Source organism: Aeromonas sp. s8 (genome assembly GCF_040907785.1).
GTDB lineage: Bacteria > Pseudomonadota > Gammaproteobacteria > Enterobacterales > Aeromonadaceae > Aeromonas > Aeromonas veronii.
Genome location: NZ_JBFOCL010000030.1, coordinates 31,872 through 47,894 on the forward strand (window position 1 = coordinate 31,872; position 16,023 = coordinate 47,894).

The 16,023-nt window shown below is 60.2% G+C and carries 9 protein-coding genes; all 9 read left to right on the forward strand.

Annotated elements, in window-relative coordinates; all coding sequences use genetic code 11:
• Positions 1 to 83: 83 nt before the first annotated feature.
• The 9 genes from AB5Y86_RS09880 to AB5Y86_RS09920 all read left to right on the forward strand — a co-directional run bounded on the left by AB5Y86_RS09880 (position 84) and on the right by AB5Y86_RS09920 (position 16,000).
• Entirely contained in the window at positions 84 to 680 is a 597-nt protein-coding gene (locus tag AB5Y86_RS09880) for a TetR/AcrR family transcriptional regulator (RefSeq protein ID WP_005339267.1), read from the forward strand.
• The gene (locus AB5Y86_RS09885; RefSeq protein WP_005339268.1) at positions 677 to 1,810 is read left to right on the forward strand and encodes an efflux RND transporter periplasmic adaptor subunit; all 1,134 of its coding nucleotides are present in this window, start codon (positions 677 to 679) and stop codon (positions 1,808 to 1,810) included. The genes AB5Y86_RS09880 and AB5Y86_RS09885 overlap by 4 nt, the downstream gene beginning before the upstream one ends.
• Before the next feature lie 15 nt (positions 1,811 to 1,825).
• On the forward strand, positions 1,826 to 4,906 hold the full coding sequence (locus AB5Y86_RS09890) for a multidrug efflux RND transporter permease subunit (protein ID WP_005355755.1): 3,081 nt from the start codon (positions 1,826 to 1,828) through the stop codon (positions 4,904 to 4,906).
• A gap of 118 nt (positions 4,907 to 5,024) precedes the next feature.
• The gene (locus tag AB5Y86_RS09895; RefSeq protein ID WP_236272352.1) at positions 5,025 to 6,992 is read left to right on the forward strand and encodes an ATP-binding protein; all 1,968 of its coding nucleotides are present in this window, start codon (positions 5,025 to 5,027) and stop codon (positions 6,990 to 6,992) included.
• Between the two features lie 76 nt (positions 6,993 to 7,068).
• The gene (gene gorA / locus AB5Y86_RS09900; protein ID WP_368192776.1) at positions 7,069 to 8,418 is read left to right on the forward strand and encodes a glutathione-disulfide reductase; all 1,350 of its coding nucleotides are present in this window, start codon (positions 7,069 to 7,071) and stop codon (positions 8,416 to 8,418) included.
• A gap of 457 nt (positions 8,419 to 8,875) precedes the next feature.
• Complete coding sequence (gene kdpA, locus AB5Y86_RS09905; RefSeq protein WP_368192777.1) at positions 8,876 to 10,570, forward strand: potassium-transporting ATPase subunit KdpA; 1,695 nt, start codon at positions 8,876 to 8,878, stop codon at positions 10,568 to 10,570.
• Positions 10,571 to 10,637: 67 nt separating this feature from the next.
• Entirely contained in the window at positions 10,638 to 12,695 is a 2,058-nt protein-coding gene (gene kdpB, locus AB5Y86_RS09910; RefSeq protein ID WP_368192778.1) for a potassium-transporting ATPase subunit KdpB, read from the forward strand.
• A gap of 62 nt (positions 12,696 to 12,757) precedes the next feature.
• The gene (locus AB5Y86_RS09915) at positions 12,758 to 13,285 is read left to right on the forward strand and encodes a potassium-transporting ATPase subunit C (RefSeq protein WP_368192779.1); all 528 of its coding nucleotides are present in this window, start codon (positions 12,758 to 12,760) and stop codon (positions 13,283 to 13,285) included.
• Positions 13,286 to 13,411: 126 nt separating this feature from the next.
• Positions 13,412 to 16,000 carry a DUF4118 domain-containing protein gene (locus AB5Y86_RS09920; RefSeq protein WP_368192780.1) on the forward strand — a complete coding sequence of 863 codons (2,589 nt, stop codon included), beginning with the start codon at positions 13,412 to 13,414 and terminating at the stop codon, positions 15,998 to 16,000.
• Positions 16,001 to 16,023 lie beyond the last annotated feature (23 nt).

Sequence of the window (16,023 nt, forward strand, 5' to 3'; positions counted from 1 at the left end):
AGTCGCAAATCGCCTTGCTGCCTTGACTTGATTTGATGCCCATCTAGAATGAATGAACGTTCATTCAATCGAAAGTCACACTGATGATTCTGGATAAAAAAGAGAGCATCTTCAACGCGGCCCATGAGGTGCTGGGTGAACGGGGTTTTCATGGTCTGTCGATTGCGGAAGTCGCCAAGAAGGCCAATGTTGCCACCGGCACCATCTATCGCTACTTCGGCGACAAGGATGATCTGATCCGGCAACTGCACCAGCACACTATCTTGCAGTGTGTGCCCATGGTCATGGCCGATGTAGCAATCGATAAAGTTTCATTTCAACAATTTCGCCAATTATGGCTCAATATTCATGCCATTTTTGTTAACGAACCCAACGCTATCCGGTGCAAATTGCAGTACGAGAGCTCTCCGCTAGGGGCAGAATTGGAGACCAATCCTGTCATTCTGGCTGCCTGGGAGCCTCTGGACCGATTTTTTGAACAGGGCGTTGAACAAGGATTGTTTATTGATTTACCGATACGGGCACTCCAGGTGTTGAGTCTGGACAGTGTCATGCATCTGGCCCTGCAGTGCAGGGTGCACAACATCACGCTGACCGAATCGCAGTTGGAAACCGCGATCCGGGCCAGCTGGAATGCCATTTTATCCCCCAATCTTTCCACCTCAGGAGCCTGTTCATGAAAAAGTGGATGGCCATTATGTTGCTGATAGCGATCGCCTTGTTTGGCAGCGTCATCGGCTTCAATTTGTTCAAACAGAAGATGATTGCCCAATACATGGCCAACCGGCCGGAACCCGAGTTCCCCGTCACCGCCATGGTGACCAAGGCGCAGGATTGGGTACCGACCATCGAAGCGATCGGCTTCATCGAGCCGAATCAGGGGGTGACCCTCTCCACCGAACTGGCAGGTACCATTGACGCCATCACCTTCGAATCAGGCAAACCGGTCAAGGCTGACCAGCTGCTGCTGAGCCTGGACTCCACCGTGGAGCGGGCCAATCTGCGCGCCTCCCAGGCCAAGCTGCCGGCGGCAAAAGCCAAGTTCGATCGTTTCCAGAACCTCTACAAGACCAGCTCCATCTCCAAAGAGCAGCTGGATGAGGCGGAAGCGGCCTATCGCTCGCTGGAAGCGGATATCGAGAGTCTGAAGGCGACCATTGCCCGTCGTGAAGTGCGTGCGCCCTTTAGCGGCGTGGTCGGCCTGCGCAATGTGTTCCTCGGTCAGTATCTGCAACCGGGCACCGATATCGTGCGCCTGGAAGATACCAGCGTGATGCGCCTGCGCTTCACCGTGCCCCAGACCGATATCTCCAAAATCAAGCTGGGCCAAACCATCAAGATCAATGTGGATGCCTATCCGCAAACCCAGTTTGACGGTCACATCACCGCCATCGAGCCTGCGGTCAACTTCCAGAGCGGCCTGATCCAGGTACAGGCAGACATTCCGAACAACGATGGTCAGCTCCGTTCCGGCATGTTTGCCCGCGCCAGCATCATTCTGCCGACGGTGAAAGATCAGATCGTGATCCCGCAGAGCGCTATCTCCTTCACCCTTTACGGTCAGAACGTCTACGTGCTCAAAGAGGGCGAAGAGACCGACAAAGAGGGTAACAAGGTGAAAGTGCTGCGAGCCAAGCAGGTTGTGGTCAAGGCGGGTGAGCGCCGTGGCAACGATGTGCATGTGCTCTCCGGCATCCAGGCCGGTGACCAGATCGTACTGTCGGGTCAGGTTCGCCTGAGCAACGACACCAAGGTGCATGTGGTCGAGAACGATGCCCTGGCCGTTCCGGCACAAACCCCGATGCTGTAAGCGCGGAGATCTGCGATGCGATTTACTGACATATTTATAAAACGGCCTGTGCTGGCGATCTCGCTCAGCTTCCTGATCGCCTTGCTGGGCTTTCAGGCCATCTTCAAGATGCAGGTACGGGAATACCCCGAGGTGACCAACACGGTGATCACCGTCAGCACTGGCTACTATGGCGCCAGTTCTGATCTGATCCAGGGGTTCATCACCCAGCCGCTGGAACAGGCGGTCGCGCAAGCCGACAACATCGACTTCATGACCTCCTCCAGCCAGCTGGGTAGCTCCACCATCACTGCGTACATGAAGCTCAACACCGACCCCAACGCCGCGTTGTCCGACATCCTGGCGAAGGTGAACTCGGTGCGATCCCAGTTGCCGAAAGAGGCGGAAGACCCGTCGGTCACCTCCTCCACCGGTTCAACCACGGCGGTGCTCTACCTCGGCTTTACCAGCCCGGAGCTCAATTCCAGCCAGATCACCGACTATCTGGAGCGGGTTATCAAGCCGCAGCTCTTTACTGTCGGCGGGGTCTCCAAGGTTGACCTCTACGGCGGTGTCGAGTTTGCCCTGCGGGTATGGCTGGATCCGGCCAAGATGGCGGCCTTCAACCTGACTGCCAGTGACGTGATGACGGTGCTCAACAGCAACAACTATCAGTCCGCGACAGGTCAGGCGACCGGTTACTTTACCCTGTTCAACGGCAACGCCGAGACCCAGGTCAAGGATGTCGACGAGCTGAAGCGTCTGGTGGTTGCTACCCGTGACGGCAAGGTGATCCGCCTTTCCGACATTGCCAAGGTGACCCTCGAGAAGAGCCACGACATCTATCGCGCCAGCGCCAACGGCCGCGAAGCCGTGGTCATGGCGGTCAACGCCGCGCCGACAGCCAACCCCATCAACATCGCCCACGATGTGCTGGCGTTGCTGCCGAGCCTTGAGCGCAATATGCCGAGCACCATGCGTCTCAACGTGATGTATGACTCAACAGTGGCGATCAACGAGTCCATCCACGAGGTTATCAAGACCATCCTGGAGGCAGCCGCCATCGTTCTGGTGGTCATCACCCTGTTCCTCGGTTCGTTCCGCGCGGTCATCATCCCGATCATCACCATTCCGCTCAGTCTCATCGGCGTGGTGATGATGATGGATATGTTCGGCTTCTCGATAAACCTGATGACTCTGCTGGCGATGGTGCTGGCGATCGGTCTGGTGGTGGATGACGCCATCGTGGTGCTGGAGAACGTCGACCGCCATATCAAGGAGGGGGAAGAACCGTTCCGGGCCGCCATTATCGGTACCCGCGAGATCGCGGTACCGGTTATCGCCATGACGGTTACCCTGGCGGCGGTATACGCCCCTATCGCCCTGATGGGGGGCATCACAGGCTCCCTGTTCAAGGAGTTTGCCCTGACCCTGGCCGGTGCCGTGTTCGTCTCAGGCATCATCGCTCTGACTCTGTCACCGATGATGTGTTCCAAGATGCTCAAGGCCAACGAGCAGCCAGGCAAGTTCGAGAGCACAGTCCATCACCTGCTGGAGCGGATGACCGATCGCTACGACAGCATGCTGCACGCCGTGATGAAAAAGCGCCCCGTCATCGTGGTGTTCGCCGTCATCGTCTTCGCCAGCCTGCCGCTGCTGTTCAAGTTCATCCCGAGCGAACTGGCACCGTCAGAGGACAAGGGGGTAATGGCCGTGCTGGGTACCGCACCGTCCAACGCCAACCTGGACTACATCGAAAACACCATGGCGGATGTGAACAAGATCCTGGACGACCAGCCCGAGATCGCCTTCTCCCAGGTCTTCTCAGGGGTGTTCAACGCCAACCAGGCGTTCGGTATCGCCTCCATGGTGCCCTGGAGCCAGCGTGAAGCGAGCCAGAAAGAGGTGCTGGACCGGGTCGCCAATCTGGTGAAAGACATCCCGGGTATGGCCATCACCACCTTCCAGTTCCCGGAACTGCCGGGTGCATCGAGTGGTCTGCCGATCCAGTTCGTCATCACCACCCCGAACAGCTTCGAAAGCCTGTTCCTGGTGGCCGGGGAAATTCTGGCAGCAGCGCAGAGTAACGGTCAGTTCGTCTATTCGGATCTCGATCTGAACTACGACTCAGCCACCATGAAGATCCGCATCGACAAGGACAAGGCGGGTGCCTACGGCATCACCATGCAGGATATAGGTATCACCATGGGCACCATGATGGCGGACGGTTACGTCAACCGTATCGACCTGGATGGCCGCTCCTACGAGGTGATCCCGCAGGTCGAGCGCAAATACCGTCTCAATCCGGAGTCCATCAAGGGCTATTACGTGCGGGCCGCAGACGGCAAGTCGATCCCGCTCGGCAGCCTGATCAGCATTGAAGTGGTTGGCGAGCCCCGTGCCCTGCCCCACTTCAACCAGCTGAACTCTGCCACCATAGGCGCCGTTCCGGCTCCGGGCGTGGCCATGGGTGATGCGATCAACTGGTTCCAGACCACCGCTGACGAGAAGCTGCCGCAAGGCTATCGTTACGACTTCATGGGTGAAGCCCGTCAGTTTGTCACCGAAGGCAATGCGCTCTATGCCACCTTCGCGCTGGCACTGGCCATCATCTTCCTGGTGCTGGCAATCCAGTTCGAGTCGGTGCGTGACCCGCTGGTCATCATGGTCTCTGTACCACTCGCCATCAGCGGGGCCTTGATTGCCCTTGCATGGGGGATGGCGACCATGAACATCTACTCCCAGGTGGGCCTCATCACCCTGGTGGGTCTGATTACCAAGCACGGTATCCTGATCTGTGAAGTAGCAAAGGAAGAGCAGTTGCTGCGCGGCATGAACCGGATGGAAGCCGTGATGCAGGCTGCCAAGGTGCGTCTGCGTCCGATCCTGATGACCACGGCCGCTATGATTGCCGGTCTGATCCCGCTGCTCTACGCCGCTGGCGCCGGTGCGGCACAGCGTTTCAGTATCGGTATCGTCATCGTGGCAGGTCTTGCCATCGGTACCCTGTTCACCCTGTTCGTGCTGCCGGTGATCTACACCTATCTGGCTTCCGAGCACAAACCCTTGCCGGTATTCGATGAAACCATTCCGCCCAAAGCAAACGGCGGACATTAATCATTAATGACATGCAAAGGCCCCGTATCGGGGCCTTTTTTATGCTTCGCAGGAAAGACGACATAAGTGCATGAAGCAGTTAAACTAAAAAACACCACATCCAGACCGCAAGGACGCCATGTCAGGACTCTTCACCAAGACCGCCAGGGCCGTAGGCCGCAACGGACTCTCATATCGCCTGCTCTCCTACATTCTGGTCTGCAGTACCGTATTGGCGATGATCATTACGGCGCTGCAACTCGCCTGGGATTACCGCAAGGATGTTGCCGTCATCGAAGACAGCATCGGCCAGATCGAGGCCTCGTTCCTGCAACCCATCGCCGCCAGCTTGTGGAACCTGGATGAAGAGCAGGTCAAAGTGCAAATTGAAGGGATCATGAACCTGCCCAACATGCAGTTCGTGATGGTCAAGGAGATGCTCGGCAACTCCGAAGTCCCGCTGCTGACCCAGGGGGTCGAGCGGGAAAGCTATGATATCTCCCGAGAATTCAACCTCACCTATCAGGGGGAGATTGTCGGCAAGCTGTTCGTTGCCGCCTCTCTCGAACAGATCTACCAGCGCCTCATCGAAAAATCGGTGCTGATCATGGTCAGCCAGACCATCAAGACCCTGGTAGTCTCATTTTGCATTCTGATCATCATTTACTATCTGGTGGTCAGGCACATCAACCGCATCGCCAACTACGCCCAGAAGTTCAACCTCGATCGGCTCGACATGGCGCTGGAGCTGGAAGGCCGCCCGCAACCACGCAAGAAACCCGACGAACTGGATACCCTGGTCTCCACCCTCAACCAGATGCGCACCCGGCTACGTGACGAGCTGGTCGCTCGTCATCAGGCGGTGGAACAGCTGCAACAGGAGCGGGATTTCTCCGCCACCCTGATCAACTCCGCCAACATGGTCATCTGCTGCATGGAACCAGACTTGACCATCGCCAGCATCAACCCGGCAGCCATACTGCTGACCGGCTACCACCAGCAGGAGCTGTTGCAACACAACTGGCTGGATCTTTTTGTCAGCCCGGCGCAACGGGAAGAGCTGAACGATATTCTGGCGGCGGAGGGTTCACTGTCAGACAAAGAGGTCATCATGCATGACCAGCAGGCTCATGAGCTGGTACTGCAGTGGACCTTCGTACCCTTCTACGATGGTCCCAACCTCAAGTACCAGATCGGCTTCGGCTACGACATCACCCAGCTGAAAAAGGTCGAGCGGGAGATAATCCAGCTCAACGAGCAGCTGGAAGGCAAGGTGGTGGAGCGTACCCGCAGCCTGAGCGAAGCCAACAACCAGCTGGGCAAGGCGTACGACGACCTGAAACAAGCCCAGCAAACCCTGGTGGAGTCGGAGAAGATGGCCTCCCTCGGCTCGCTGGTGGCCGGGGTGGCACACGAGATCAATACCCCCATCGGCATCAGCGTGACCGCCTCCTCCTACCTGCAGGAGCGGGTCGCCGATTTCAAATCTCATATAGAGTCAAAACAGCTGTCGCGCTCCTATCTCAACGAGTTCACCGTCAACCTCGACGAGTCGATGCAACTGCTGCAGAGCAACCTGCGGCGCGCCTCGGAGCTGATTGCCAGCTTCAAGCAGGTGGCTGTCGACCAGTCATCAGAAGCACGCTACAACTTCAGCCTCGCCGACAACCTTCATCAGGTGGTGGTATCTCTCGGTCACAAACTGAAAAAGAGCCAGTGCGAAGTGGATATCCAGTGCGATCCCAAGCTGTCGATCTTCTCCTTCCCTGGCAGCTTTACCCAGATCTACTCGAACCTGATCCTCAACTCTATCAACCACGGGTTCGACAGCTGGGACAAACCGAAGAAGATCACCATCAAGGTGGAACAGCAGGGAGAAGAGCTGTTTATCGACTATTCGGACAACGGCCGCGGCATCCCACCCGAAATCTTGCCGCGCATCTTCGATCCCTTCGTAACCTCCAAGCGGGGTCAGGGCGGCAGCGGTCTGGGCACTCACATCATCTACAACCTGGTGGTGCAACTGCTGAAAGGCCGTATCAGCTGTGCCAGCGAACCGGGCCAGGGCGCCCAGTTCCATATTCGCCTGCCGATCCAACATAACTGAGCGCTGGCTCTTGTGAGCCAGCCGCTTTATCCCCATCATGCTGTGATTGCATTCTTAATGAGCGGAGAACCTCGCAATGGCACAGCATTTTGACTATATCGCCATCGGCGGCGGCAGCGGCGGCATCGCCTCGGCCAACCGGGCTGCCATGTACGGTAAGAAAGTTGCCCTGATTGAAGCCAAAGAGTTGGGTGGAACCTGCGTCAACGTAGGCTGCGTACCGAAGAAGGCCATGTGGTATGCCGGCCAGATCGCCGATGCCCTGAAATATGGCGCCGACTACGGCTTTGACACCACTCTAAACCACTTCAACTGGGCCAAGCTGGTTGAGTCCCGCCAGGCCTACATCGGCCGCATTCACCAGTCCTATCAGAACGTGCTGGGCAAGAACCAGATCACCGTCATCAAGGGCTTCGCCCGCTTTGTCAGCAGCAACACCATCGAGGTTAATGGCGAGCACTACACGGCCGATCACATTCTGATCGCTACCGGTGGCCGCCCGGAAATTCCGGCGATCCCGGGTGCCGAGCTGGGTATCGACTCCGACGGTTTCTTCGAACTGCAGGCACAACCGAAGCGGGTTGCCGTGGTTGGAGCTGGCTACATCGCAGTCGAGATCGCCGGGGTGATGCAGGCACTCGGCTCAGAGACCCATCTGGTGGTGCGCAAGCACGCGCCGCTGCGCAACTTCGACCCCATGATCCACGAGACACTGGTGGAAATCATGGCGCAGGAAGGGCCCAAGCTGCACACCCACGCCATTCCCAAAGCCGTGCTCAAAAACGCTGACAACAGCCTGACCCTGCAACTGGAAGATGGTCGTCACCTCACCGTTGACTGCCTGATCTGGGCCATCGGCCGGGTACCGGCTACCGACAACCTCAATCTGGCCGCCGCAGGCATCACGCTGGACGAGAAGGGCTTTATCCCGACCGACAAGTTCCAGAACACCGCCGTCGCCAACATCTATGCAGTGGGTGACAACACGGGTCGCATCCAGCTCACGCCGGTAGCCGTCGCTGCGGGCCGCCGCCTCTCCGAGCGGCTGTTCAACAACAAGCCCAACGAGCACCTCAACTACGATCTGGTGCCGACCGTGGTGTTCAGCCACCCGCCCATCGGCACCATCGGCATGACCGAACCGGAAGCCATCGCCGAATACGGCGAGGATCAGGTGAAGGTCTACCGCAGCCAGTTCACCGCCATGTACTCTGCACTGACCCAGCATCGCCAGCCCACCCGGATGAAGCTGGTCTGTGTCGGCCCGGAAGAGAAGGTGGTCGGTCTGCACGGTATCGGCTTTGCGATGGACGAGATTCTGCAAGGCTTCGGCGTCGCCATGAAGATGGGTGCCACCAAGGCAGATTTCGATAACTGCGTTGCTATCCATCCGACCAGTGCCGAAGAGTTCGTGACAATGCGATAGGTACGTTTGAAGTTGGCCTGTCATTATCAGGCCAACTTCAACAACTGCGTTCCCATGCCTCATCCCACCAGCGCGGAAGAGTTCGTCACTATGCGCTAAGGGCAGATGAAGTTGGCCTGTCACGAGCAGCCGGCTTCTGCAGCCATGTAACCCCTTCACCCAAACCCGGCTCAGGCCGGGTTTTTTGATCCCTCCTCGCTATTTCTCTCGCAAATCCGTCGTTCTTTACGCCGATTTTACGCCTGCCACATGGCGCTTTATGGCGCTTTTACGCCTGTTTTACATACCCTTTTCAGCGTCAATGACACCAACAGAGTCGATATGGTCTTACATCGGCTCTCGCAGCTAATTATCTCAATGGAGTCGATATGAATTGGCTATATCTGCTGCTCGTCCTCGCCTTGATGGCCTATCTGATGCGCGCACTCACGCGCAGTCACGAGTGAGGAACTAGAACATGTGGCAAGAAATAATCTATCCGGTAGCCTTCGTGCTGCTGGTTCTGCTGCCGGCACCGCTGCTGGGCAACTACATCTACCGGGTATTTGAAGGCAAAATCCACTGGTTGGCACCGGTCGAGCGCGCCACGCTGGCTTGCTGTGGCACCGATGGACGGGAGCAGGACTGGAAGTCCTACGCCCTCAGCCTGCTGGCCTTCAATGGCGCCTGTTTCGGTCTGCTGTTCCTGATCCTGATGGCGCAGGGGTTGCTGCCCCTCAACCCGCAACAACTGCCGGGTCTGAGCTGGCAACTCGCCTTCAACACCGCAGTCAGCTTTATGACCAACACCAACTGGCAAGCCTATTCCGGTGAGGCCAGCCTCTCCTACTTCAGCCAGATGGTGGGGCTGACCACCCAGAACTTCGTCTCCGCAGGGACGGGCGCCGCCGTCGCCATTGCCCTGTTCCGCGGCATCGCCCGTCAGCAGACCATCAACCTTGGCAACTTCTGGCAGGATCTGGTGCGTTTCTGCCTCTATGTGCTGCTGCCCATCGCGCTGATCATGGCGCTGGTGCTGGTATGGCAAGGGGTGCCGCAAAGCCTCTCCGCCTATCTGCCGTTCCACGGTATGGAAGGTCAGGAGCAGCTGCTTCCCCTCGGCCCGGCGGCCTCGCAGATCGCCATCAAGCAGCTGGGCTCCAACGGCGGCGGCTTCTTCGGCATCAACTCGGCACATCCGTTCGAGAACCCGACAGCCCTCTCCAACTGGCTGGAGATGGTCGCCCTGCTCACCATCGCCGCCGCCATGGTCTTTACTCTGGGCCGCTATGTCAAAGACATGGCCCACAGCCGCGCCATTCTCGGTGCCATGACCCTCATGCTGGTGCTGGGGCTCTTCGTCTCCCTCTCCCAAGAGCTGAAACCGGATCACGCCCTCGCCCAGCTCACCACTGACGCCAGCAACATGACTGGCAACTGGGAAGGCAAGGAGAGCCGCTTCGGCCCTGTGCTCTCCAGCATCTGGGAAGTGGCGACCACTGCCGCCTCCAACGGTGCCGTCAACGCCATGCACGACAGCTTTACTCCGCTCGGCGGCATGGTGGGCATGATCAACATGCTGCTGGGTGAGGTCATCTTCGGCGGGGTCGGCTCCGGTATCTACGGCATGATGCTGTTCGTGCTTCTGACCGTGTTCCTGTGCGGCCTGATGGTGGGACGTACCCCGACCTATCTGGGCAAACGCCTCGGCATCACCGAGATGAAGTGGGTGGTCGCCAGCATGCTGGTCATGCCGGTGGGGGTTTTGGTGATCGGTGGTGTCACCCTGCTGATGCCGGATGCCAGCACCATCATCGGCCATGATGGCCCGCACGGGCTGTCACGCCTCATCTATGCCTACGCCTCGGCTGCCGGCAACAACGGCTCCGCCTTCGCCGGTTTTGCCGCCGGTGACAACTGGCAGTGCATCGCCATCGGTCTGGCCATGCTGCTCGGTCGCTTCGGCTACATCATTCCGGTACTGGCCATCGCCGGTCAGCTGGCCCGCGCGCCCCGTCAGGAGACGAGCGAAGGGGACTTCCCCATTAGCGGCCCGCTGTTCGTTACCCTGCTGATCATCACCGTCCTGCTGATAGGTGGCCTCTCCTTCCTGCCGGTGCTGGCACTGGGCCCGGTGGCCGAACATCTGAGTCTGATCGGAGGAGCATTCTGATGAACCTGACCCTGTCGATCACCATCCGGATGCCAATGGCCAACTATCTGATGCTGGGAGCTTTCCAATGAGCAAGTCCACTGCAATGAGCACTGACACCATGTTGGTGAAGGGCAAAAAACAGAAATCACAGATCATCCAGGCAATGGTTGAAGCCCTTTATCGCTTCAATCCCAAGGCGCTGTTTGGCAGCCCCATCCTGTTCACCCTCTGGCTGGCCGCAGTCATGGCGACCCTGGAGTCCCTGCTGGGGCAGCCTTTCTCCGGCGTCGCCCCCTCGCTGGCCTGGCAGCTGACCGCCTGGCTCTGGCTGACCCTCTGGTTTGCCAACTTCGCGGAAACCCTGGCCGAGGGGCGCGGCAAGGCCCGCGCCGACAGCCTGAAGGCGGGCATGAGCCAGCTCAAGGCCCGTCGGGTGGCGAATGCCAAAGATGGTCAGGGCGAGTGGGTACCCGCCACCAGCCTGATGAAGGGGGACCTGGTGCTGGTACGCAGCGGCGAGATGATCCCGGCCGACGGCGAAGTGATCGCCGGTATCGCCTCGGTCAACGAGGCGGCCATCACCGGCGAATCCGCCCCCGTCATCCGCGAGTCGGGTACCGACCGCAGCGGCGTAACCGGCAACACTACGGTCGTCTCCGACGAGATCTGGGTGCGCGTCAGCAACAATCCGGGCGAGAGCACGCTGGATCGGATGATCGCACTGGTGGAAGGGGCCAAGCGCCAGAAAACACCCAACGAGATGGCGCTCGACGCCCTGCTGGTGGGTCTGACCCTGATCTTCCTGCTGGTGGTCGCCACCCTGCCCTGGTTCCTCGACTACAACGGCACCCAGGTCCCGCGTCTCTACCTGATCGCTCTCTTTATCACCCTGATCCCGACCACCATCGGCGGCCTGCTCTCCGCCATCGGTATTGCCGGAATGGATCGATTGGTGAAGCTGAACGTCATCGCCAAGTCTGGCCGTGCCGTCGAAGCGGCCGGTGACGTGCGCACCCTGCTGCTGGACAAGACCGGCACCATCACCTTCGGCAACCGGATGGCCGACGAGCTGATCCCGGCACCGGGCGTCGACCCCGCCCTGCTGGCACAAGCCGCCATGCTGGCCTCGCTGGGTGACAACACCCCGGAGGGCAAATCCATCCTGACTCTGGCCAGCAAGAGCATGGCCAAGCCGAGCCAGCTGGAGAGCGACAAGGTGATCCCCTTCAGCGCCGAGACTCGCCTGAGCGGACTGGATCGCAACGGTCATCAATATCGCAAGGGTGCGGTAGATGCCGTGTTGAACTACCTCAGCCTCGACCGCAAGGCGGTGCCGGAGCTGGTACTCAAGTCAGTCGACAGCATCGCCCGTCAGGGTGGGACTCCGCTGCTGGTCTGCACTCAGGAGAAACTGCTGGGGGTGGTCTACCTCAAGGACATCATCAAGCCCGGTATCAAGGCTCGCTTCCAGATCCTGCGCCACATGGGGATCCGCACCGTGATGATCACCGGCGACAACCCGAAAACCGCCGCCGCCATCGCCGCCGAAGCCGGGGTGGATGACTTCATCGCCGAAGCGACGCCGGAGAAGAAGCTCGCCTATATCCGGCAGGAGCAGGCCGATGGCCGTCTGGTCGCCATGTGCGGTGACGGCGCCAACGATGCGCCCGCACTGGCGCAGGCTGACGTGGGGCTGGCCATGAACGAGGGTACCCAGGCCGCCAAGGAGGCGGGCAACCTGGTGGATCTCGACTCCAACCCCACCAAGCTGCTGGACGTGGTGCTGGTCGGCAAACAGCTGCTGGTGACCCGTGGCGCCCTGACCACCTTCTCCATCGCCAACGACGTGGCCAAGTACTTTGCCATCCTGCCAGCCCTGTTCATCGCCGCCTACCCGCAACTGGGGGCACTGAACCTGATGCAGCTGGGCAGCCCGCAGAGCGCCATCCTGTCGGCCATCATCTTCAACGCCCTGATCATTGTGGCGCTGGTGCCGCTGGCGCTGCGTGGTGTCGACCTGAAAGGCTCGGCCGCCAGCCTGCTGCGCCGCAACCTGCTGATCTACGGTGTCGGCGGCCTGCTGGTGCCGTTTATCGGCATCAAGCTGATCGATCTGGTCATTACCGGCCTGGGTCTGGTGTAACGACATAACCGGGATGCGGGGCAGACCCGCATCCCCTGCCATCCATTTGGAGCAAGAGAATCATGATAGCAATCAGAACCCTGTTAACCCTGACCCTGCTGCTGGGAGTGGGTTATCCGCTGGCGGTGACCGGGCTGGCCCAACTGCTGTTCCCCTGGCAGGCCAACGGCAGCCAGCTGACCGACAGCAAGCAGCAACTCATCGGTAGCGCCCTGCTGGGGCAGAAATTCGAGCGGGCTGACTACTTCCATCCCCGCCCCTCCGCCAGCGATTTCAACACCATAGGCGGCAGCGCCAGCAATCTGGGGATGAGCTCGCCGCTGCGGGCAGAATTCGCCGAACAGGCCGCCAAGGCACAGCCTGAAACCAGCACCCCCGCCATGCTGACCCGCTCCGCCTCCGGCCTCGATCCCCACCTGCCGCTGGATGCGGTGCTGGCTCAGGTCGACCGCGTCGCCAAAGAACGTGGACTGGATCCCGCCCAACTGACGGAGCAGGTCAAGTCGGCCACACAAGCTGGTATCCTTGGCCCGCAGGTGGTCAACATTCTCCAGCTGAATCTGCAACTGGATCATAAAAAGGGCGCCTGATGGCGCCCATTCCGGTTTGGTGATGACCTCGATTTTCGAAACGGGCGGTTGGCTCGATAGGGATAACAATGGCTGATGTAGCAAGCGCCGACGCCCTGCTGGCGAATCTGATGCAGGAGCATGGGGATGCGTGATGAGGTAAGGGCCGACGCCCTGCTGGCGAGCCTGGAACAGGAGCACAAGGGCAAGCTGAAGGTGTTTCTCGGGGCAGCTCCCGGCGTGGGCAAGACCTACGCCATGCTGCAGGCGGTGCGGGAACAGGCCAAAGAGGGGGTCGACATCCTGATCGGCGTGGTGGAGACCCACGGCCGTCAGGAGACGCTGGCTCTGCTCGACAAGCTCGCCATCATGCCGCGCAAAATCCACATGCACCGCCAGCAGCGACTGGAGGAGATGGATCTCGACGGCCTGCTCGCCCGCAAACCGGCCATCGCCGTGGTGGACGAGCTGGCCCACAGCAACGCCCCCGGCAGCCGCCACGAGAAGCGCTGGCAGGATGTGGAGGAGCTGCTCAACGCCGGGATCGACGTCTACACCACCCTCAACGTGCAGCATCTGGAGAGTCTCAACGATCTGGTGTGGCAGCTGACCGGGGTCAGGGTGAAAGAGACTCTGCCCGATCAGGTGCTGCTGGAAGCCGACAGTCTGGTGCTGATCGACCTCCCCCCCAAGGAGCTGCTCGGCCGCCTCAAGGAGGGCAAGGTCTATGTGCCCCATCAGGCCAAGGCGGCTCTGCAATCCTTCTTCTCCCTCAACAACCTCACCGCATTGCGGGAACTGGCGATGCAGACCGCCGCCAGCCATGTGGAGGGCGATTTGCAACTGCAGTGGCAAGCGGCAGGCAAGAGCACCTTGCCGCTGCGGGGCAAGCTGATGGTTTGCCTCGGCGACCTGCACGGCTCGGCGCTAGTGCGCTATGGCCACCGATTTGCCCAGCGTCGCCAGCTGCCCTGGCTGGTGGTGCATGTCGACAGCAATGGCCGCCGCTCTGCTGATGTGGAACAAGCACTGGCGCTCGCCTCTCACCTCGGCGCCAAGGTGCTGACGCTATCCAGCCCGGCGGTCGCCAACACCCTGCTGGAGACCGCCGAACAGCAGCAGGTCTCCCAACTGCTGCTCGGCAAACCCCACAAGGCGCCGTGGCGTCGCTCGCTGGTGCAACACCTGCTCAAACAGGCGCAGGGGCTCGAAATCACGCTGGTCGATACCGAGAAGCAGAAGCCCGAAGTGGGAATGCGCGTCCCGACCCCGAAGGATATACACCACAGCATGCTGGCAGTGGTGATCATGGGGATCACCTCGGCCGCCGCCTGGGGGCTCTCCTACTGGCTGCCGCCCGCAGCGTTGCCACTCATCTTCGTGCTGGGGGTGCTGGCGACCGCCCTCACCACCAGTCTGGTGCCCGCCACGCTGGCGGCTGTGCTGGGCTTTATCGCCCACAATCTGCTGTTCACCGCCCCCTACTTCTCCCTGAGCGTCGCCAACCACAGCGACCTGCTCACCCTGTTTGTGCTGCTTATCGTCGGCATGACCGCGGGGCGCCTCGCCTCCCGCCAGCGGCAACAGCTGATCGGTCTGCGCGAGACCCAGCAGTTGGGCAATGCCCTGCTCTCCCTCAGTCAGGGGTTAGCCACCGCCAGCAGCCCGGAGGAGGTGCTCAGACAAGGTGCCCAGGCCATTGCACTTGCGCTAGGCCAGCCGACCGTGGTGATCGACAAGGAGTTCAACGACAGGCTCGGCAACGAGAAGCACAGGCCCGGCCAGACCGACAAGGCGGCCATCGACTGGTGTCTGGCCCAGAAGCAGAGCGCCGGGGCCCACACCGCCACCCTCAATGCCGCCGAGGCCCAGTATCACCACCTCAGCGATGAGCTGGTGATCGGCATAACGCTGGCCAATCCGCTCTCCTCCTCTGCCGAGCATCAGCTGCAAGCGCTGCTCACCGACATTCGCGCCGCGCTGGCGCGGATCGACCTCAACGAGCGGCTGGCCGACAGCCAGTTGCAAGCGGAGACAGACCGGATGCGCGCGGCCCTGCTCTCCTCGGTCTCCCACGATTTGAAGACACCGCTGGCCACCATCATGGGTGCAGGCAGCACCCTGCTGGAATATGGTGACCGGATCCCCGCCGAAGACCGTGACGAACTGCTCCACTCGGTGCAGGAGGAGGCGCGCCGCCTCCACAGCTATGTGCAGAATCTGCTGGATATGACCCGCATCGGCTCCCCCGACTTCCAGCTGAAACGGGACTGGGTCGATCTGGCGGATCTGGTGGAGAGCGCCCGCAAGCGGCTCGACTCCTCCTGGCGCCAGCACAAGCTGCTGGTCCATTTCGATCAGCATGTGCCCCAGCTCTATGTCCATGGCGCTCTGATCGAGCAGGTGCTGGTCAACATCCTCGACAACGCCTCCCGCTACTCGCCGGCAGGCACCCCCATCGAGTTCAAGGTGATGGTGGCCGAACCCGACCTCATCATCGATATCATCGATATCGGGGTCGGTATCGCCGAATCGGATCGGGAGAAGATCTTCAACCTCTTCTACACCCAACCGGTGGGTGATTGCGGCAGCCGTGGCACCGGGCTTGGCCTCGCCATTTCCCGCGCTATGATAGAGGCCCACGGCGGCAAGATTTGGGCCTTCTCCGGCCCCAATGGCAACGGAACCTGCATGCGCATCTCCCTGCCGCTCGCACTCAATTCACCGGAGGTCTGATGGTTGACCGCCAGATCAGGTCA

What these genes read in the sequence shown, in the direction of transcription:
- AB5Y86_RS09880 (WP_005339267.1), top strand. Translation starts at nt 84, where the DNA reads ATGATTCTGGATAAAAAAGAGAGCATCTTCAACGCGGCCCATGAGGTG.
- AB5Y86_RS09885 (WP_005339268.1), top strand. Translation starts at nt 677, where the DNA reads ATGAAAAAGTGGATGGCCATTATGTTGCTGATAGCGATCGCCTTGTTT.
- AB5Y86_RS09890 (WP_005355755.1), top strand. Translation starts at nt 1,826, where the DNA reads ATGCGATTTACTGACATATTTATAAAACGGCCTGTGCTGGCGATCTCG.
- AB5Y86_RS09895 (WP_236272352.1), top strand. Translation starts at nt 5,025, where the DNA reads ATGTCAGGACTCTTCACCAAGACCGCCAGGGCCGTAGGCCGCAACGGA.
- gorA (WP_368192776.1), top strand. Translation starts at nt 7,069, where the DNA reads ATGGCACAGCATTTTGACTATATCGCCATCGGCGGCGGCAGCGGCGGC.
- kdpA (WP_368192777.1), top strand. Translation starts at nt 8,876, where the DNA reads ATGTGGCAAGAAATAATCTATCCGGTAGCCTTCGTGCTGCTGGTTCTG.
- kdpB (WP_368192778.1), top strand. Translation starts at nt 10,638, where the DNA reads ATGAGCAAGTCCACTGCAATGAGCACTGACACCATGTTGGTGAAGGGC.
- AB5Y86_RS09915 (WP_368192779.1), top strand. Translation starts at nt 12,758, where the DNA reads ATGATAGCAATCAGAACCCTGTTAACCCTGACCCTGCTGCTGGGAGTG.
- AB5Y86_RS09920 (WP_368192780.1), top strand. Translation starts at nt 13,412, where the DNA reads ATGCGTGATGAGGTAAGGGCCGACGCCCTGCTGGCGAGCCTGGAACAG.